Below are 19,766 nucleotides of genomic sequence, written 5' to 3' on the forward strand. Positions count from 1 at the left end.
TTCCCTATTGTTACTACTTAGGACTCCCGGAAGTTAGGGTTTGTTTTCGAAGATTTCAGGGGCTCTCCCGAAGTCCTCCCAGCTTCATTCAAATATTTTCCATATGTATACTAATTGTCATATTATTTGTTATACTGATTCACGTCGCAAAAGTTAGTAGGATTGTATGCAAGCTCTATTCGCATCAGGATGTAAACGTTTGTGAAATTTTTGATTTGAAATGCAAAAAAAGATCGTATAACAGCCAAAAGCTGGTTATACAATCCTTTTTGATTTTGGTAAAATAAGACAACGAGATTAGAACCAGTTGCAGATCGGTTCGGTTTGTTTTTTCTCTCTAATTGTAAAGGTTTTCATGATCGCTGACGATTCCTCTCTAGAAAGAGCACCAGCAACTGCTAGAGGGTTTGATGCAGGGTTTAACTCAAGGTTTTTAAGCATGTGAACAACATTGTGCAGCTTAGAAGCTAATTGGATAGTCATTGTAATAAGACTCCCTTCAACAATTTTTAACTACAATCTGATTATATCAAATGTTTGGAGGACGTGTAGTATGGATGCTAGAAAAACGTATTTATTTAGTTTTTTTGTCGTAATATTTGTATTCTTGCAAATCTGGTGTTCTTATTTAACCTTCCATTCCCCATATATTGGAATAAATTTAGCCTTGAATAAGGCAGATCAATGGGAGGTAACAGAGGCTCATTCACAGAGTGCAAGTGCAAAATTGGGCATTAAAGCAGGAGATATTGTAAAGCTTGTTGATGGAAAGCCTCCTGAGGATTCTAAGTATGTGGTCAAATGGGGGGCTATTGAACAAGCAAGTACATTACTTATTTCAAGAAACGGGAATGATCATGATTTTAAAATTGTGAAAAATAGCACCACTTTATATGATGTGATCCCCTTAGTAGAGGAATCTGTCTGTATAATTTTAGCCTATTTACTTTTGTTAAAATTGCGCCGTTCCCCATCAGCTAGGTTGCTTTCAGTCGTCTTTTTAGCTATGGGGGTTATTTACATGAGTCTAGGAGCCTCGATTAGAGGTGATCTGCTTGGTAAAATATTAATATCCTCTTTTATGATGATATTACCTGTTGTGTTCTTACATTTTATAGTGACTTTCTTTAAAGAAAAAGGAGAATTACAATTCCCTACGGGGTATATCAAATATATTTATGCCATTCTATTAGTTGTAGCGATGCTGCGAGGGCTTTACTTATTGCCATCCATGACTAAGTTTTATCGTTTGGATGGGATTGTCACGTTAGTTTTTTTCATAATAGGCTTTCTTATTAATATATGTATTATTGCGTATATGTATTTTAAAGCTCGCAATGAAAAAACTTATTTATCTAGCATAGTAAAAAGTGTCTGTTTTTCTTTGTTTATCTCAATATTTCCTATTATATGTCTTTCTTTTCTTCCTAAGCTTTTTCTTGGCATTTGGGTAATTGATGCTATTTATACGAGCTGGACGATCATCTTGTTCCCTATTTCATTTATATATTTAATTGCTTCCAATCAGCTTTATGACATCGGCATGGTTATCCGTCGTTTTATATTTGCCGGTCTTATGTCGGTCATCCCGGTCAGTCTGTTCACGGGCGTCTATGCTTTCCTATTTAGTCATGAGGTGAATGAGAAGCAAATCCTATTCGTTTTCGCAGGTTCGATATTCCTAGTATCCCTTTTGCTCTATGCAGCTGAGTATTGGACAACTCGTCTTGAACCTTTTCTTTTCCCGAAGAAGCATGTATTGCAGTTAGCTCTAAAAAAGATCTCTAAAAGTCTAGGAGCCATCTCCACTCTGCGAGAGTTGAAAGATATTATTCTCGTAGACATCGTCCATACATTGCAAGTTCTTGGAGGCGCCATCGTTTTTCGACATGAAAATGAAATAGAAATTATTACGCAAGGTGAAATTGATTCGTTGGAAATCGAACGTTTGGTCCATGAGTCAACCTTACTTAACCATCCCGATTTTACAAGTATAGAGATAACGGGACATGAGGCTTTTACCGGTTATTTAATTATGACACGCAAAAAGGCCAATACACTCATTTCAAAAGAGGAGAAGCAGTGGCTCCAATTTATTACGACTTATTTGGAAATTAGTCTGGAAAACGTACATTTAATACGCAAGTTAACGGGTAATTTGCAGAAGTTTGCAGCGCAGCTTCCGCATGAGGCGGTTGCGCATGATATCCAATGGTTTCGTAAGGTGATGTTTGAGCTGCAAGAAGAGGAACGGATTCGAATAGCAAACGATTTACATGATACAACCATGCAGGATTTATTTTTCCTGAAAAGAAGAATTTCGTCTATCGCGGATAAAAGTACGTTGGAAAAGTCCGATCAGGAACAACTGAATAATATGAATAATTTTGTGGATATGATTAATGCCAGTCTGCGCCAGAGCTGTTTTGAGCTTAATCCGCATTTATTGAGGGAAGTAGGACTGATTCAAACGCTTCAAATGTATGTAGAGAAGGAAGCCTATACAACGCCATTCGAGCTTTCTATTGAGATAGGTTCCGTATCATTTATTGAAAGTAAAGATTTGCCGACAAAGCGCCATCTCTTCCGAATTGTGCAGGAACTGCTGAATAATGCAAAGAAGCATTCGCAAGCGGCCAGGGTCATATTTACCGTAGAGGAAGCAGATCATTACTTTTATATCAATTATGAGGATGATGGTGTGGGGTTCAATGTTCAAAATGAAGGAATACAAAAGGAAATCGGAGCTTCTGGCATGGGAATTGAACAAATTAGAAGCAGAATTATCCATATGGGTGGCCAAATGGACCTGAACACGCTAAAAGGGAAGGGGATGACGTTTAGAATGTGGATTCCGATTGAGGAGGTCATTTCCGCATAGGAGTGACTGCACTTTAACAGCTTTAACACTATATACTTCTTTAGGAGATAGAAGCGAGGGCGAATGGAGCATGAGGCAAAACGTGAAAGATCATATGATTCGCTTGGTGGATGAGTATATTGAGGTGAAGGATTTAAATGAGCTTCTGAAGTCTTTCATTGCGGATAAAGAGAAAGAGAATGGGGCTTGGGCGAAAGTTACGCTCTGCACGCACTATATGATGGGCGGAAATTCGCCTCATATTGAACGTTACGCGGCGCTGTCAGAACTGGTCAATCTTATCCTGGACATTGTCGATGATCTGCAGGATCAGGATCAAGATGACAAGCCATGGATGAAATGCTCGCAAGCGGAGGCATTGAACGCGGTTCTGGCGTTGTTAATGGGATTCATCGGCGAGTTGGGGCATTTGCAGGTCAAGCCGGAATGGCTGGTCGAGGTAACGAAGATCATTGCACGCTCGATCAACGGCCAGCATAAGGACGTGGTGAATGCGGCAATATCTGTTGATGATTATCTGGTGATGACGCAGGAGAAGTCTGGCTCTCTTTTTCGCTTGGCATGTTTTATGGGGTATGTGACGGCAGAGTCCTCGCGGGAGACGATCGAGCAGCTCCACGAGCTGGCCGATTGCATCGGGCTCATTCATCAGATTCAGAATGATATGCGCGATATTGTCCGCTATGATGTGAAGAATGATTTGTATGGTAAGAAGCGTACACTTCCTATTTTGTATTTGCTCTCCGTCGAGGACGAGGCTTTCGCTTCTTTGAAGGCGTATTATGAAGGGGAAATTACGTCGGATGTCCTTTTGCACGACAAAGAAGGTTTTCTTCAAACGATCAATGATTCCGGTTGCCTGGAGTATGGCCGGGTCGTACAGGCGGTATGCATTCAAAAAGCGGAGGAAATCTATGAAAATCTACAAGCGGTTTCGCCTTGGAAGGAACGTTTCAGGGAAGTGACATATGGCAGTTTTGTTGAGGAAGAGTAATGATAATCGACAAGAAAGGACGATAACCGATGATCATTGTAGCCGCTGATGGAAGCGCCGATTTTGTCCGTATTCAGGAGGCCATCGATAGCATTGCCGATGAGAGGACGGAAGAAACGGTCATTTACGTGAGAAGCGGTGTATATGAAGAAAAGCTGCATATCACGAAGCCGCGCATCAGACTGATTGGGGAGTCGGCAGAGACGACGATTATCACTAACTGTGATTATGCGAAAAAGCTGTTTCTGAGTGGCGAGCCGTATCACACCTTTCATTCCTATACGGCCTTGATTGGTGCGGATGATGTCTCGATTGAGCGGGTCACTTTCGAGAATACTGCAGGAAAAGGGGAAGAGGTCGGACAAGCCTTGGCTGCCTATGTGGACGGGGACAAAATCTCCTTCCGGGATTGCCGGTTCCTTGGGCATCAAGATACGTTGTTTACGGGACCGCTGCCGCCAAAACCGCGAGATCGTTCCAGCTTCGGGGGGCCGCGTGACGGCATACCGCCGCGCCCAGTGCGGCAGTACTATGAGCGCTGCTATATTCGAGGCGATGTTGATTTTATTTTCGGCTCGGCAACAGCGGTATTTCTGGATTGCGAGATTGTATCTTCCGGCAAAGGCTGGGTGACAGCTGCGTCCACGCCAGAAGATGTTCAGTACGGATATGTATTTATTGGCTGCAAGCTGACGGGAGAAGCACCTATTGAATCTGTCGGGCTTGGAAGGCCTTGGCGGAATTACGCGAAGGTGGCTTTCGTGCGCTGCTGGTTGGGCCCGCATGTGAAGAAGGCAGGCTGGGACCGATGGAACGAGCGGGAAAGTGTGGAGGCACTTGCTTTCGCAGAGTATGGGAATATTGGGCCTGGCGCGGATATCGGTGAGCGTGTGGATTGGTCTAAGCAGCTTACGGAGCAGGAAGCGGAGGCGCTTGACGTTGACCGTATTCTGGCAGGTCGGGATAGATGGAATCCACGGGCGGCATTGGCTGATCGGCGTGTGACTCTCTACTTGGCAGGGGATTCCACAATGTCCAATTATGCGGCTTCCATCTATCCGCGCATGGGCTGGGGGCAGGTGTTGGAGCGCTGGTTTGGCAGCGGTGTGACTGTTTGCAATGCAGCCGCTTCAGGCAGAAGTTCCAAAAGCTTTATTGCTGAAGGACGATTGGCAGCCATCTGGAGCAGGATTCAGCCTGGTGATTACCTCTTTATTCAGTTCGGTCATAACGATCAGAAGCCGGATGAAGCAAGACACACAGACCCGCACACAAGTTATTTGGATCATCTGCGGCAGTATGTGGAAGGGGCTCGGGCCAGGGGGGCTCTGCCTATTCTGATTACTTCCGTGCAGAGACGCAGCTTCGACGAACAGGGGCGCTTTACCGATACGCACGGGGAGTATCCAGCTTCGGTCAAACGGTTGGCCGAGGAATTGGAAGTTCCGCTTATTGATTTGGCCGAGAAGAGCAAGCAGCTCTTTCTGTCCTATGGTGCAGAGCGGACCAAAGCGCTGTTCCTCTGGCTAAGGACGGGGGAACATGGCAACTATCCGGACGGCGTGATGGATGACACGCACTTCTCGGAAGCGGGCGCGATGGAAATCGCTCGTTTAATTGTTGAGGGCATAAAAGAGCTAGACCTGCCACTTGCAGGGTTGATGCAGGAATAGCTGTGAAAGCCGATGGCTTCAATCGCGTGTGCGGTTGGGGTTGTCGGCTTTTTTTTGTTGATTGAAATAGCAGGGAATCTCCTGTTATTTCTAGGACGTTTGGCAGTTATTAGGCAGTTAACTGGAAAATCTCCTGTTAAATTGGTTCATTACATTCGTTTCTGTGTAAATCCCTTATATTAACGGGAGAAATTCCATGTAAAGAGGTCATTGACAATCATTATCATTTAAAATAAAATGAATACTATATTATAATGATTATAAATAAGAAGTTATTATTGCATGAGGAGGCGATCAGATACATGACTCAAAACCACAATTACTTAACGACCAACCAAGGCGCGCCGGTAGGCGACAATCAGAACTCAAGAACGGCAGGACAGAATGGCCCCACACTTCTGGAGGACTATCATCTGCTTGAGAAAATTGCTCATTTCGACCGGGAACGTATTCCGGAGCGCGTTGTGCATGCGCGCGGAGCGGGAGCCTTCGGCACGTTTAAGGTTGAACATGCGATGAACCGCTACACCAAAGCTGCGTTCCTCGGCGAAGCGGGCAAAGAAACACCAGTATTCGTCCGCTTCTCTACGGTTATTCACGGGCAGAGCTCACCAGAGACAGCGCGTGACCCGCGCGGGTTCGCGGTCAAATTTTATACGGAAGAAGGCAATTACGACTTGGTCGGCAATAATCTTCCTGTATTTTTCATTCGCGACGCGATGAAGTTTCCGGATATGGTGCATTCCTTGAAGCCGGCGCCTGACACGAATGTTCAGACACCGGACCGCTATTGGGATTTCATGTCGCTCACGCCGGAATCCACGCATATGCTGACTTGGGTTTTCTCGGATTACGGCACGCCGGCTAACTACAGGGAGATGAACGGTTTTGGCGTTCACGCTTTCAAATGGATAAACTCCGTTGGCAATTACGTGTATGTGAAATATCATTGGAAGCCGCATCAAGGCGTGCGCAATTTGACTAAAGCGGAGGCATCCGCCGTGCAAGGGGAAGATTTTAGCCATGCGACGAGAGATTTGTATGACGCTATCGCAAACGGCAACTTCCCGAAATGGGATCTGCATGTACAACTGCTTCAGCCGGAGGATCTAGATGCGTACGATTTCGATCCGCTGGATCCAACGAAAATCTGGCCGGAAGACATCTTTCCTTTGCACAAAGTAGGCACGATGACGCTGAACCGCAATCCACAGAACTTTTTCGCGGGGGTCGAGCAGGCTGCTTTCGCTCCAAGTGTGCTGGTTGCCGGCATCGAGCCGTCCGAAGATAAATTGCTGCAAGGGCGTCTGTTTTCCTACCCCGACACGCAAAGACACCGGCTGGGCGCCAACTACCTGCAAATTCCGGTCAACTGCCCTTATGCTGCGGTACAGAACAATCAGCGCGACGGCGCTATGCAAATGAAGCCGCAGTCCGGCAGCGTGAACTACGAGCCGACTCGTCATGCCGAAGCACCCAAAGAGGCTCCTGCGTTCCGCGACAGCTCCATGCCGCTCAGTGGCAGCGCAGCCCGGCAAAAAATAGCCAAAACGAATGATTTTGCCCAAGCCGGAGACACCTTCCGCAGCTTCAGCGAGCAGGAGCAGGCGAATTTCATTTCCAATCTGGTCGGTGACCTCTCTACCGTTCATGAGAAATCGAAGCTGCTGGCGATCTGTAATTTCTATCGCGCCGACGCCAAGCTGGGAGAGGCCCTTGCAGCTGGCCTAAACGTAGATATTTCCGGTTACTTGCAGCATTTGAGCCGATAAGAACGCACACACGCGCGACATTAGTCATAGATCAGTAAACATAGATCATAATTCGCAGAGGAGGTTTCCATGATGGCAAAGCATGATCTGAACCAAGCGCTGCAGCGGATGCGCGCCAAAAACATCCCTTTAACTCCGCAGCGGCGGGCGTTATTGGAATTTTTATATGACCAAGGCAGTTACACAACGGTCAAAGAGATTTGTGAAGCGTTAATCGTCAAATATCCGACAATCAATGCGATGACAGTGAACAGTTCTCTGCATGTGTTCAAGCAGCTGGGTTTGGTGAAGGAGCTGGCCATGATCGGAAGCTCCATGCGGTATGAAGCCGCGTTAAGCTCATGAGCATGAGCAGCTAAACAAAAGTCCACAAAAAAGCGCCCCATCCGCTACAAAGAGGATCAAGCCTCGCGTAGTTGATGGGGCGCTTTTGCTATATCTTACTTAAAAGCAGACAACGGAATCGGAAACTCCAGAATACCCAGCGCGTAAGGGGCGTACTCGTATAAGCCGAAATAGACGACAACCGTGTCATCTTTCAAATAAAAGCCCTGGTCGTTACGGATGGATTCAAACGGCTCAATAAGTTCATAATCCTGTTCTTTCAATTGCTTCTTAATCGCTTGATTGATGATATTTTTGTAGTTAGGGTTATTGGAAACTACTTGCTTAAGGCTCAGCTCATTTCCCGTATCGAGATCGAACGTGTGGGAATCCCAGGTATAGAACCCGTGCGCACCGCCCGAAAAGGTGTAAACAATAAAATAGAGGCTAAGCTTATGGTCCTGATTGTAAGTAATCTTGTAATTCACATCGAACGTATTGGGGAAATCAGGCTCCGTACTGCCGATCACCTCGGTAAGATCGTTTAATTGCTGAATGGCTGCCGCTTTATATTTCTCTACCTCCGCTTGGAGGAAGGCATTGATTTGCGCACTAGCAGCCGAATTAGCCCAGCCCTCGATCTGCGGATACTGCAGGGTAATACGCCGATTATCGCTTTTCGTCTGCGACTCGGACTTGTTCGTTAGTTTAAGCTCGTTCTCCTGGATTTTGTCGATCGTCACGACATGGCTTTCATCGTTATATCCGATCTTGTAGCCCATCTGCTCCAGAAGAAAGCGCAGCGGCAAATACGTAGTACCGTCAATGATAACAGGAGGCAGAGGCGCGTAAAACTTATGATCGTTGAGCGAAAACTCCGTGCTTTGATTATGCATACTCATGGTCTTATTAGGTCCGCTGACAGTGACTGTCTTGGTCTTCTCATCCCACGAAGTAGCTAAGCCCAACTGTTTACTGAGAAAAGCAAGGCCGACATAAGTGTCGCCTTCCTTCGATTTGCCGCCGGGAACATCCAGCAGTTTGTCACCGATCTGAATTTTCAGAGGGGCCAATGTAACCTCAAAATCTGTACTGTATGTTTCCGCATAAACGCTCGCCTGCGGCAGGATGGCTGAACTGGAAAATCCCGCTAACAATGCGGCAGCCAAAGCGATTCTTACTGTGAACGTCTTCTTTGTCATTCAACTCGCTCCTTCATGATTTTCATCTAGTTAGTTAGACGACAAGTAATTCAAAAAGTTTGCAGGATCCTTCGGTTTTGTCGAAAAAAGTTAGAATGGCCTTCCTTATATATACCCGAATAACGAACAAGCATAACGCCAGTGTGAGGGTGAAAACAGAAAGAATGTCTCAAATGGTTGTTTATGGTGAAAAAAACAGCAAAAAACGAACTATATAAAAGAAACATCCGAAAATCGTTCGTTTTTTGAAATTGACATCACACGTCAGTTGGTAGTAAACTAGGGAAGCGGGAAATGAAGCCGCACTAATTGAAAATGTCGAATCAACTCGTATAAAATCAGGGATAAGGCCTGAAAGTTTCTACCCAAAAACCATGAATTTTTGGACTACGAGGAAGCGAATGAGGGGAACCATAGGAAGATGATGGTCTTTTTGCATTCGGTTCTTTTGCTGTCCAGCGGATAGAATCATGTATTCTAGCTCTGGGCATTTTTTGGTTTAGAGGGTTTTATCATATTTACCATACAATAGAGAGTGGGTTAGTGATGACGGTACGTGTTGGTGTCATAATGGGAAGCCAGTCGGATTGGGAAACGATGAAGCACGCATGCGACATGTTGGAAGAGCTGGGAGTGCCTTTTGAGAAAAAGGTTGTTTCCGCACACAGAACACCGGATCTGATGTTCGAATATGCAGCCGCAGCGGCAGGCCGCGGCATTCAAGTCATTATCGCCGGAGCAGGCGGGGCGGCGCATCTACCAGGAATGGTAGCAGCCAAAACGGAGCTTCCGGTTATTGGTGTTCCAGTCAAAACGTCGACGCTGAACGGTCTTGATTCCTTGCTTTCGATCGTGCAAATGCCGGGCGGCATTCCGGTTGCGACGGTCGCGATCGGACATGCGGGCGCAACGAATGCAGGCCTTCTGGCAGCGCAAATCCTGGGCGCTTTCGATCCTGAACTGCAAGCGAAGGTCAGAGCACGCCGTGAACGCGTCGCGCAGACAGTGATGGAAAGCAGTGACCTGTTATGACAGACACAGCAGGTGGTAAGGTCATCAAGCCTGGCGGCACCATCGGCGTCTTGGGCGGCGGGCAGTTAGGCCGCATGCTGGCCTTGGCCGGTCGCAACATGGGGTATCGCTTCGTAACGCTGGATCCGACGGAGGATGCACCTTGCGGTCAAGTCGCGGATGAACAAATTCAAGCGAATTTCGACGATGTGGAAGCGGCGCGTAAGCTGGCGGCCCTATCCGATGTGATCACTTACGAATTTGAAAACGTGGATGCCCACGTTACAAGCATTCTAATGAATGAGTCGTATGTTCCTCAAGGAAGCGAGCTTTTATACACGACCCAGCATCGTCTTCGTGAAAAGAAAGCGATTGAAGCAGCTGGCGTTCCTGTAGCTCCATATGCGGAAGTGAAGAGCGCGGCTGAGCTGAAGGAAGCGGTAGAGAAGTTTGGCACACCTTGCGTGCTCAAAACGGCAACCGGCGGTTACGACGGCAAAGGCCAATGGGTTATCCGCTCTATAGATGAAGTGGAAGAAGCCTACGATACGCTGAGCCGGGCAAAAACCGAGCTCGTTCTCGAACAATTCATTCATTTTGATAAAGAATTATCCGTCATTGCAGCAAGAAGTCCTCGCGGTGAGGTGAAGGCGTTCCCTGCAGCGGAAAACATACATGTACATAACATCCTGCATCAATCCATCGTACCTGCCCGCATCCCATCGGATGTTCAGCAGGAAGCCGAGAAGCTGGCGACGCGAATCGCCGAAGGACTTGGCGTGATCGGATTGATCGCCGTAGAGCTGTTCCTCACAAAGGACGGTCAGCTTTACGTCAACGAGCTTGCGCCGCGTCCGCACAATTCCGGTCATTACACGATGGAAGCGTGCCGCACGTCGCAGTTCGAGCAGCATGTTCGAGCGATATGCAACTTGCCGTTAGGTTCGACGGAGCTCTTATCACCAGTCGTTATGGTGAATTTGCTTGGCGAGCATATCGAACCGCTTAACGGTCTAATCGACCAACCCGGCTTCTTGGAGGATACGAACTTAGGTGTTAGCGCCAAGGTTCATCTGTACGGGAAGAAGGAAGCGAAAGAGAAACGCAAGATGGGACACATCAATTTGCTGACAAGTGATGTGCAGAACGCACTGACTTGGATAGAACGCACACGGATTTGGGAAAGTAAGTAAATGATAATTAATGGAGGAACGGCAAAATGATCGAACGTTATACGCGCCCCGAAATGGCGAGCATCTGGACTGAGCAAAATAAGTTTCAAGCATGGCTTGAAGTTGAAATTCTATCCTGCGAGGCATGGGCTGAGCTAGGCGTAATCCCGAAAGAAGATGTGAAAGTGCTGCGCGAAAACGCAAGCTTCAACATCGACCGCATTTACGAGATCGAGCAAGAGACTCGTCATGACGTTATTGCTTTTACAAGAGCGGTATCCGAGACATTGGGGCCTGAGCGCAAATGGGTACATTACGGTTTAACTTCAACGGACGTTGTAGATACGGCACTTGGTTACTTGCTGAGACAAGCGAACGAGATTTTGGACAAAGATATTCAAAACTTCATTGAAATCCTTCGCAATAAAGCGATTGAACATAGAGATACAGCCATGATGGGCAGAACGCATGGCGTGCATGCAGAGCCGACGACGTTTGGACTCAAAATGGCGCTTTGGTACGAGGAAATGAAACGTAACCTGGAGCGTTTCCGTTTTGCCGCTGATGGCGTACAATTCGGTAAAATCTCCGGGGCAGTAGGCACATACGCGAACATCGATCCGTTCGTAGAGCAATATGTCTGCGAGAAGCTCGGCACGAAAGCAGCTCCAATTTCCACACAAACACTGCAGCGTGACCGTCATGCTGAGTACATGGCTACTCTGGCCTTGGTTGCAACATCCCTGGACAAATTCGCGACAGAAATTCGCGCCCTACAAAAGAGTGAATTCCGCGAGGTGGAAGAGCCTTTTGCAAAAGGTCAAAAAGGTTCCTCTGCGATGCCGCACAAACGCAATCCGATTGGTTGCGAGAGCATTTCCGGTCTGTCCCGTGTCATTCGCGGGCATATGATTTCCGCTTACGAAAACGTGACGCTTTGGCATGAGCGCGACATTTCGCACTCCTCCGTTGAGCGTGTGATCCTTCCGGATGCAACACAATTGCTGAACTACATGCTGAACCGTCTTGGCAATATCATCAAAAACTTGACGGTGTTCCCTGAGAACATGAAACGCAATATGCGCAGCACGTACGATGTGCCTTTCTCCGGCCGCGTTATGACGAAGCTGATCGACAAAGGCTTCTCCCGCGAGCAAGCATACGATACCGTTCAGCCAAGAGCGATGCAAGCGTGGGAAGAGCAGCGTTCTTTCCGCGAAATCGTTGAGAGCGCGTCGGTGATCACGGAAGCTTTGAGCCCGGCTGAAATTGCGGATTGCTTTGATCCAAGCTGGCATTTGAAGCATGTTGCTACGATCTTTGACCGTTTAGGTTTGAAATAGCAGGAACTTTGGGAGAGAAGGGTAGTGTTGTCTGTGACAGGTAAAATCCTTGATTCAGCGGTTGAGCTCGTTAAGGCACCTCTGGTACACAAAGGGAAAGTACGTGAACTGTATGACTTGGGTGAAAACTTCTTGATCGTGGTAACGGATCGGATTTCGGCCTTTGATTACATTCTGAAGCCGGGTGTTCCGGACAAAGGGTACGTTCTCAATGCACTGAGCAAATACTGGTTTGGCGTGACGAGCGGCTATATGAGCAATCATATCGTTCACACGGATGTTGAACAGCTTCACGATATTATCCCGGATGCGGATGCGAGAGAGCTTCTGAAAGAACGTATTATTGTCGCGAAAAAAGCAGAGCGCATCTCGATCGAGTGCGTCGTCCGCGGGTACATCACAGGCAACGGCTGGAGACAGTACGAGAAAACAGGCGAGATCAACGGCCGCAAGCTGCCTGAAGGACTTCGGAAAAACCAACGTCTGCAAGACCCTATTTTCACGCCGGCGGCGAAAAATGATGTCGGACATGACGAGGACATCTCTATCGAACAAATGATTGAGCTGGTTGGCGAAGAGCTAACTTACGCGCTGCAAGAGCGCAGCATTATGTTGTATACGCTAGCTCATTCGATTTGTGAGAGAAAAGGCATTATTTTAGCGGATACGAAGTTTGAATTCGGTTTTTATGCAGGTGAACTGATTATTATTGATGAAATTTTCACGCCGGATTCCTCACGTTATTGGTCGGAAGATAAATATGCTTTGGATATTGAGATTGATTCCATGGACAAAGAGCCTGTCCGTACGTACTTGGCGGGTTCTGGTTGGGATAAAAACAGCGAGCCGGATGAGCTTCCAGCATCTGTCGTGGAAGAGACTTCGAACCGATACAAAGAGATTTTGCACCGTTTAGTCGATTCAGAAAATTAGAGCAAGCACATACGAGGAGGAGAATAGAAAATGAAAGCAACGGTCTACGTAACGATTAAGCAGAACGTTTTGGATGTTCAAGGAACAGCGGTGCAAGGAGCGCTTCACTCCATGGGTTTTGAGGAAGTTGGTAAAGTGCGCATCGGGAAATATTTGGAGTTAGAGCTTGGAACAACGGATAAAGCAGAAGCGGAAGCGCGCGTGAAAGCAATGTGCGAGAAGTTGCTGGCGAACACTGTTATCGAAGACTACCGCTACGAGTTGGCGTAATAGAGACCAGGAGAGGGAGGAAGCGTCATGAATTTTGCGGTTCTTGTATTTCCGGGATCGAACTGTGACATCGACTGCTACAAAGCAGTTGAGGACACGATCGGACAACCGGTTGATTATGTGTGGCATACGGCGGACGATTTGTCCAAATACGATTGCATCCTCGTGCCGGGCGGATTCTCTTATGGAGATTACCTGCGCTGCGGAGCGATTGCGCAATTTACGAATGTGATGAAAGCTGTAGCTAAAGCTGCGGAAGAAGGCAAATACATTCTAGGTATTTGTAATGGATTCCAAGTATTGACGGAAGCTAAATTGCTGCCAGGCGCTTTGCTGCGCAATAACGGCATGAAATTCCGCTGCCACCAAACGGTTTTGAAAGTGGAAAACAACACAACGGCCTTCACGCGTGATTACGCAGAAGGTGAGCTTATCAATATTCCGATCGCACACGGGGAAGGCAACTACTACTGTGACGATGCTACACTGAAAGAACTGCAAGAAAACAATCAAATCGTTTTCCGTTATGAAGCAGGGGCTAACCCGAACGGATCGGTTGACGATATTGCCGGAATTAGCAACAAAGCAGGCAATGTTGTAGGTATGATGCCCCATCCGGAACGCGCCATTCATGAGATTTTGGGCTCCGCAGACGGCAAAAAAATGTTTACATCAATTCTAAGCGCTTGGAGGGAAAAACATGACGCAGCAGCTATCCGCTAAGGAACCAACAGCCGAACAAATCGCGGAACAGAAAATTTACAAGCAAATGGGCGTAACGGACGAAGAGTTTGCCAAAATTTGCGGCTTCCTTGGACGTAATCCGAACTATGTGGAGATCGGCGTATTCAGCGTTATGTGGTCCGAGCATTGCTCTTACAAAAACTCCAAGCCGGTGCTTCGCAAATTCCCAGTTACAGGACCTCGCGTTCTGATGGGACCAGGCGAAGGCGCAGGGATCGTAGATATCGGGGACAACCAAGCGGTTGTTTTCAAAATTGAAAGTCATAACCACCCTTCAGCGATCGAGCCTTACCAAGGCGCGGCGACAGGTGTGGGCGGTATTATTCGTGATATTTTCTCCATGGGCGCACGCCCGGTGGCTTTATTAAACTCATTGCGTTTCGGCAAGCTGCAAAATGACCGCGTGAAATACCTGTTCGAGCACGTTGTATCCGGTATCGCTGGTTACGGGAACTGTATCGGGATTCCGACAGTTGGCGGCGAAGTGATGTTCGACGAGAGCTACGAAGGTAATCCGCTCGTTAACGCCATGTGCGTGGGTCTTATCGACCACGACAAAATTCAACGCGGTGTTGCCAAAGGTGTAGGCAACCCTGTCTTCTACGTCGGTCCGGCAACAGGCCGCGACGGTATCCACGGTGCGACATTCGCATCCGAGGAGTTGACGGCTGAGTCCGAAGCGAAGCGCCCAGCAGTACAAGTGGGCGATCCGTTCATGGAAAAGCTCGTCCTGGAAGCGTGCTTAGAGTTAATCAATTCCGGCATCGTGCTCGGAATTCAAGATATGGGCGCTGCAGGTCTTACCTGCTCCAGCGCTGAAATGGCAAGTAAAGCCGGCAACGGCATGGAGCTTTACCTGGATGAAGTTCCGCAGCGCGAAGAAGGCATGACAGCTTATGAAATGATGCTGTCCGAATCGCAAGAGCGCATGCTTTTCGTTGTTGAGCCGAAGCATGAGGCGCAAGCGAAAGGTATTTTCGAGCGCTGGGGTCTGCACTGCGCGAAAGTCGGTAAGGTAACCGATGACGGTTACCTGAAGCTGATCCACCACGGTGAAGTCGTGGGGAACATGCCAGTAGGCGCACTCGTCGACGAGTGCCCGGTTTACAATAAGCCGAGCAAGGTTCCGGCTTATTATGAAGCAAGCGCAGCGATCGATACGACGCGTTACCCAGAGGTAACGAAGCTGACGGATGCGCTGAAATCGGTGCTCGCGTCCCCGACGGTAGCGAGCAAAGAGTGGGTTTACAACCAGTATGACCACATGGTTCGTACGGATACAGCTGTGCGTCCGGGTTCGGATGCAGCGGTTGTGACCATTCGCGGCACGCGCAAAGGTCTTGCGATGACTACCGACTGCAACGGACGCTATGTGTATCTGGATCCGGAAGTTGGCGGACGGATCGCCGTTTCCGAAGCAGCGCGTAACGTTGTCTGCTCCGGTGCCGAGCCGCTTGCCGTTACGGACAACCTGAACTTCGGAAGCCCGGACAAGCCAGAGATCTTCTGGCAGCTGGAGAAATCCACAGACGGTATGGCGGAAGCTTGCCGCTACTTGGATACGCCGGTTATCGGCGGTAACGTTTCTCTTTACAATGAGAACGCCAAAGGCGCAATCTACCCGACTCCGGTTATCGGGATGGTTGGTCTGGTGCACGACATCGACCACATCACGACGCAAAGCTTCAAAAAAGAAGGCGACATCATCATCCTGCTAGGCGAGACCAAAGCGGAGCTCGGCGGCAGCGAATTCCAATATGTGATTCACGGCGTAACCGAAGGACGTCCACCTGAGCTTGATCTGGCGGTGGAAAAACGTCTGCAAAACACAGTGCTTAAAGCGATCCAAGAAGGTCTTGTCGCTTCTGCACATGACTTGTCCGAAGGCGGCTTGGCCGTTGCTTTGGCAGAGAGCTGCATCAGCGGCCGTCTAGGCGCTGAAGTTAACGTAGCTTCCGAGCTTCGTGCTGATTTCGCATTGTTCAGCGAATCCCAATCCCGTATTTTGCTGAGTGCTTCCCCGGATAAAGCAGACGCTCTTAAGCACTGGGTTGCTTCGCAAGGCGTGCCTTATCAAGAAATCGGAACAGTAACAGGTACAGAATTGACCGTCAAAATCAACAACGAACAGCGTCTCCAGTCTCCGGTAAGCGAGCTGGCGAAAGTCTGGAAGGATGCGATTCCATGTCTAATGGCATAAAACAATCCAAGGCCCTAAAGCTTCCTGCGGCTCCCCTGGTTAACCTGGGGGATCAGCAGCATGAGCTTTGGACAGGGGAGTACTTCAACGAAGGTGTAGGCGGCCATGGCGGGTTGTTTGATAAGCTGAATGAAGAGTGCGGTGTGTTCGGGGTGTATGGTCATCCCGAAGCTTCTTCTCTGTGCTACTATGGGCTTCATGCCCTGCAGCACCGTGGACAGGAGAGCGCCGGTATCTGTACGGTTGAAGATGGCAAGTTTAACTACTACCGCGGGATGGGCCTTGCCAAAGAGGTGTTTACGGGTGAGAATTTGTCACCTCTGACAGGTTCCACAGCGATTGCGCATGTTCGGTATTCGACTGCAGGCGAAAGCAAGCTGGCGAACGCACAGCCGCTCGTGTTCAAATATCGGGAGGGCGATCTTGCGATTGCGACGAACGGTAACCTCGATAATGCCAACATTATCAAGCGTGAACTTGAACGTAAGGGATCGATTTTCCAAACGACCAGCGACACGGAAGTTCTGGCGCATCTGATTGCCCGTTCGGAGCATGACGATATCGTGGATGCGGTCAAAGACGCTTTGACGCAAGTCATCGGCGGATTTGCCTTCCTGATCATTACCAAAGATAAAATGATTGCTGCGCTGGATCCTAACGGATTGCGTCCGTTCATGATCGGCCGTCTCGGCGATTCTTACTTGTTCGCGTCCGAGTCATGCGCATTCGATGCGGTGGGGGCTACTTATTTCCGTGATGTACAGCCAGGCGAGCTCATTGTGCTGGATCGCGACGGCTTCCGTTCCGAGCAGTTCACGGAGAGCGGCCGGCGCGCAATTTGTGCGATGGAATATATCTACTTTGCTCGTCCGGACAGCGACATCGATACCGTAAACATTCACTCCGCACGTAAACGAATGGGTAAAAAGTTGGCGATGGAAGCTTTCGTCGATGCCGATGTAGTGACAGGCGTGCCGGATTCGAGTATCTCTGCGGCGATCGGTTTTGCAGAACAAACGGGTATCCCTTATGAGCTGGGTCTGATCAAGAACCGCTACACGGGCCGGACGTTCATCATTCCAAGCCAAGAGCTGCGTGAGCAAGGTGTCAAAATGAAGTTGAGCGCCGTTCGCAAAGTGGTCGAAGGCAAACGTGTTGTCATGATCGATGATTCCATCGTTCGCGGGACAACGTCCTTAAGAATTGTTAACTTGCTTAGAGAAGCCGGCGCAACGGAAGTGCACGTGCGGATCTCTTCGCCGCCTTTCATGAACCCATGCTACTACGGCATTGATACACCGGATCGGAAAGAGCTGATCGCCGCGATGAACTCTATCGAGGAAATTCGCAAAGCGATCAATGCGGATTCTCTGCATTTTCTGACCAAAGAAGGGCTATTGGATTCCATCGGTCAAGGATCGGCCGGAACGAATAGCGGTTACTGTACGGCTTGCTTCGATAATACGTACCCGACGGAAATCGTGGATGTTACGAAGGTTGGTTGTGCTTGCGATTAAAGGATAGGGGAGGCTTCGGGCCTCCCAATATATATAGACAAATATAAGGAGTGGTTGCGAAGTGTCGGATGCTTACAAAAAGGCCGGAGTCGATATCGCGGCAGGTAACGAAGCAGTAGAACGGATGAAAAAACACGTCAAACGGACTTTCCGTCCTGAAGTGTTAACTGACCTCGGCGGCTTCGGCGGGCTGTTCAGCTTGAACAAAGACAAGTATGAGGAGCCTGTGCTTGTATCTGGAACGGACGGCGTGGGCACGAAGCTGAAGATTGCTTTTGCAATGGATAAGCATGATACGATCGGGATCGACGCGGTTGCGATGTGTGTGAACGATATTATTGTTCAAGGCGCTGAGCCGCTCTTCTTCCTTGACTATCTTGCTTGTGACAAAGTAGTTCCAGAGAAAATTGAAGCTATTATCAAAGGGATCGCTGACGGTTGTGCGCAGTCTGGCTGCTCACTGATCGGCGGCGAAACGGCGGAAATGCCGGGCATGTATGCACAAGGGGAGTATGACATTGCCGGCTTTACGGTTGGAATCGTCGACAAGAAAAAGATCATCGACGGTACGACAATCCGTCCTGGAGACGTAGTATTGGGTCTGGCTTCAAGCGGTGTGCACAGTAACGGGTTCTCTCTTGTGCGCAGGCTTTTGCTGGAAGAGAAAGGGTACACGCTTCAAGGGCATGTGGATGAACTGGGCGATAAGCTTGGCAACGTTCTGCTAGAGCCAACTAAGCTGTATGTGAAGCCGATTCTGGCGATGCTGGAAGACGTGGCAATCAAAGGCATGGCGCATATTACAGGCGGCGGTTTTATCGAAAATATTCCGCGCGTACTGCCTGACGGCGTGAACGTGGATATCCAGTACGGCTCATGGCCGATTCTGCCGATCTTCTCTTTGATGCAGCGTGAGGGCGGCATTTCGAACAATGATATGTTCCGCACGTTTAACATGGGGATCGGGATGGTTATTATCGTGAATGCAGACGATGCGGAGAAGGCGATTGCTGCAGCGGAAGCGCAAGGCGAGAAAGTTTACCGTCTGGGCGTTGTTACTGAAGGCGAGCGTGTTGTAACGTTCCAAGGAGCTGTGGTGTAATGCAGCCTTATCGAATAGCGATCTTTGCTTCGGGCAGCGGCTCGAATTTCCAAGCGATCGTGGATCAGGTACAGAAGGAGAAGCTTGATGTCAGCATCGAGCTTCTTGTCTGTGACCGTCCGCAGGCTTACGTGGTGGAGCGTGCCAAGGAAGCGAAAGTGCCTGTGTTCGCGTTCCGTCCAAAGGAATATGCAAATCGCGAGGCTTACGAGGCTCTTATTTTGAAGGAGCTGCAAGACCGCCAGGTTGATCTGGTTGTGATGGCAGGCTACATGCGTATTATTACGAATGTGCTGGTTGAGCCGTTTTTCGGCCGGATGATCAACATCCATCCATCGCTGCTGCCGTCCTTTCCGGGCGTGCGCGCGATTGAGCAGGCCGTTGACTATGGCGTGAAGCAAACCGGCGTGACCGTGCACTTCGTGGACGGCGGGCTGGACTCCGGCCCGATTATTGCGCAGCGTGCCGTGGAGATCCACGAGCACGAAACGGCGGAATCGCTTGCAGAGCGGATTCATGCGGCTGAGCACTTGCTGCTGCCGCAGGTGATTCGCTGGCTGCGCGAGGATCGCGTGAGGTTGGATGGCCGCAGGGTGGGCGTGCGGCTGTAGGTTTTACCACGTTAAAT

The 19,766-nt window shown here is 48.8% G+C and carries 17 protein-coding genes and 1 riboswitch; of the genes, 15 read left to right on the forward strand and 2 right to left on the reverse strand.

The features are described 5' to 3' along the window. Window positions 1-297: 297 nt before the first annotated feature. On the reverse strand, window positions 298-483 hold the full coding sequence (locus J2Z65_RS27470; RefSeq protein WP_167068887.1) for a hypothetical protein: 186 nt from the start codon (window positions 481-483) through the stop codon (window positions 298-300). 70 nt (window positions 484-553) lie between these two features. Here J2Z65_RS27470 and J2Z65_RS27475 point away from each other — a divergent pair, with 70 nt between their 5' ends. The 5 genes from J2Z65_RS27475 (at window position 554) to J2Z65_RS27500 (ending at window position 7,665) form a co-directional block, all read left to right on the forward strand. Further along, window positions 554-2,881, forward strand: coding sequence for an ATP-binding protein (locus tag J2Z65_RS27475; RefSeq protein ID WP_167068884.1), 2,328 nt, complete (start codon window positions 554-556; stop codon window positions 2,879-2,881). A gap of 82 nt (window positions 2,882-2,963) precedes the next feature. Continuing rightward, window positions 2,964-3,875 (forward strand): polyprenyl synthetase family protein, encoded by a 912-nt coding sequence (locus tag J2Z65_RS27480; RefSeq protein WP_167068881.1) that lies wholly within the window; start codon window positions 2,964-2,966, stop codon window positions 3,873-3,875. Between the two features lie 29 nt (window positions 3,876-3,904). Next, window positions 3,905-5,548 carry a pectinesterase family protein gene (locus J2Z65_RS35460; protein WP_240160091.1) on the forward strand — a complete coding sequence of 548 codons (1,644 nt, stop codon included), beginning with the start codon at window positions 3,905-3,907 and terminating at the stop codon, window positions 5,546-5,548. 302 nt (window positions 5,549-5,850) lie between these two features. Continuing rightward, window positions 5,851-7,320: a catalase gene (locus J2Z65_RS27495; RefSeq protein ID WP_193581174.1), complete on the forward strand. Its 1,470-nt coding sequence runs from the start codon at window positions 5,851-5,853 to the stop codon at window positions 7,318-7,320. Between the two features lie 69 nt (window positions 7,321-7,389). After that, window positions 7,390-7,665: a Fur family transcriptional regulator gene (locus J2Z65_RS27500; protein WP_167068875.1), complete on the forward strand. Its 276-nt coding sequence runs from the start codon at window positions 7,390-7,392 to the stop codon at window positions 7,663-7,665. A 95-nt stretch (window positions 7,666-7,760) separates the two neighbouring features. Here J2Z65_RS27500 and J2Z65_RS27505 read toward each other — a convergent pair whose 3' ends face one another. Then, on the reverse strand, window positions 7,761-8,846 hold the full coding sequence (locus J2Z65_RS27505) for a stalk domain-containing protein (protein ID WP_167068872.1): 1,086 nt from the start codon (window positions 8,844-8,846) through the stop codon (window positions 7,761-7,763). Between the two features lie 308 nt (window positions 8,847-9,154). After that, window positions 9,155-9,256, forward strand: a riboswitch (purine riboswitch). Between the two features lie 136 nt (window positions 9,257-9,392). On the opposite strand from J2Z65_RS27505, the gene purE reads away from it, so the two are divergent. The 10 genes from purE (at window position 9,393) to purN (ending at window position 19,749) form a co-directional block, all read left to right on the forward strand. Then, on the forward strand, window positions 9,393-9,878 hold the full coding sequence (gene purE / locus J2Z65_RS27510; RefSeq protein WP_167068869.1) for a 5-(carboxyamino)imidazole ribonucleotide mutase: 486 nt from the start codon (window positions 9,393-9,395) through the stop codon (window positions 9,876-9,878). Further along, window positions 9,875-11,050, forward strand: coding sequence for a 5-(carboxyamino)imidazole ribonucleotide synthase (gene purK / locus J2Z65_RS27515; protein ID WP_167068866.1), 1,176 nt, complete (start codon window positions 9,875-9,877; stop codon window positions 11,048-11,050). Before purE ends, purK begins: the two co-directional genes overlap by 4 nt. A gap of 26 nt (window positions 11,051-11,076) precedes the next feature. Next, window positions 11,077-12,372, forward strand: a complete 1,296-nt coding sequence (gene purB, locus J2Z65_RS27520; RefSeq protein WP_167068863.1) for an adenylosuccinate lyase — start codon at window positions 11,077-11,079, stop codon at window positions 12,370-12,372. Window positions 12,373-12,396: 24 nt separating this feature from the next. Next, window positions 12,397-13,305 (forward strand): phosphoribosylaminoimidazolesuccinocarboxamide synthase, encoded by a 909-nt coding sequence (locus J2Z65_RS27525; RefSeq protein ID WP_420850892.1) that lies wholly within the window; start codon window positions 12,397-12,399, stop codon window positions 13,303-13,305. A 30-nt stretch (window positions 13,306-13,335) separates the two neighbouring features. Further along, window positions 13,336-13,575 carry a phosphoribosylformylglycinamidine synthase subunit PurS gene (gene purS, locus J2Z65_RS27530; protein ID WP_079414612.1) on the forward strand — a complete coding sequence of 80 codons (240 nt, stop codon included), beginning with the start codon at window positions 13,336-13,338 and terminating at the stop codon, window positions 13,573-13,575. A 27-nt stretch (window positions 13,576-13,602) separates the two neighbouring features. Then, window positions 13,603-14,298: a phosphoribosylformylglycinamidine synthase subunit PurQ gene (gene purQ / locus J2Z65_RS27535; RefSeq protein ID WP_167068860.1), complete on the forward strand. Its 696-nt coding sequence runs from the start codon at window positions 13,603-13,605 to the stop codon at window positions 14,296-14,298. Then, window positions 14,276-16,519, forward strand: a complete 2,244-nt coding sequence (purL, locus tag J2Z65_RS27540) for a phosphoribosylformylglycinamidine synthase subunit PurL (protein ID WP_167068857.1) — start codon at window positions 14,276-14,278, stop codon at window positions 16,517-16,519. The genes purQ and purL overlap by 23 nt, the downstream gene beginning before the upstream one ends. Continuing rightward, a complete protein-coding gene (gene purF, locus J2Z65_RS27545) occupies window positions 16,504-18,036 on the forward strand; it encodes an amidophosphoribosyltransferase (RefSeq protein ID WP_167068854.1) in 1,533 nt (510 codons plus the stop codon). The genes purL and purF overlap by 16 nt, the downstream gene beginning before the upstream one ends. A 61-nt stretch (window positions 18,037-18,097) precedes the next feature. Then, on the forward strand, window positions 18,098-19,138 hold the full coding sequence (gene purM, locus J2Z65_RS27550; RefSeq protein ID WP_167068851.1) for a phosphoribosylformylglycinamidine cyclo-ligase: 1,041 nt from the start codon (window positions 18,098-18,100) through the stop codon (window positions 19,136-19,138). Next, on the forward strand, window positions 19,138-19,749 hold the full coding sequence (gene purN / locus J2Z65_RS27555) for a phosphoribosylglycinamide formyltransferase (protein ID WP_167068848.1): 612 nt from the start codon (window positions 19,138-19,140) through the stop codon (window positions 19,747-19,749). The genes purM and purN overlap by 1 nt, the downstream gene beginning before the upstream one ends. Window positions 19,750-19,766 lie beyond the last annotated feature (17 nt).

Source organism: Paenibacillus aceris, from assembly GCF_017874035.1.
Taxonomy (GTDB): domain Bacteria; phylum Bacillota; class Bacilli; order Paenibacillales; family NBRC-103111; genus Paenibacillus_E; species Paenibacillus_E aceris.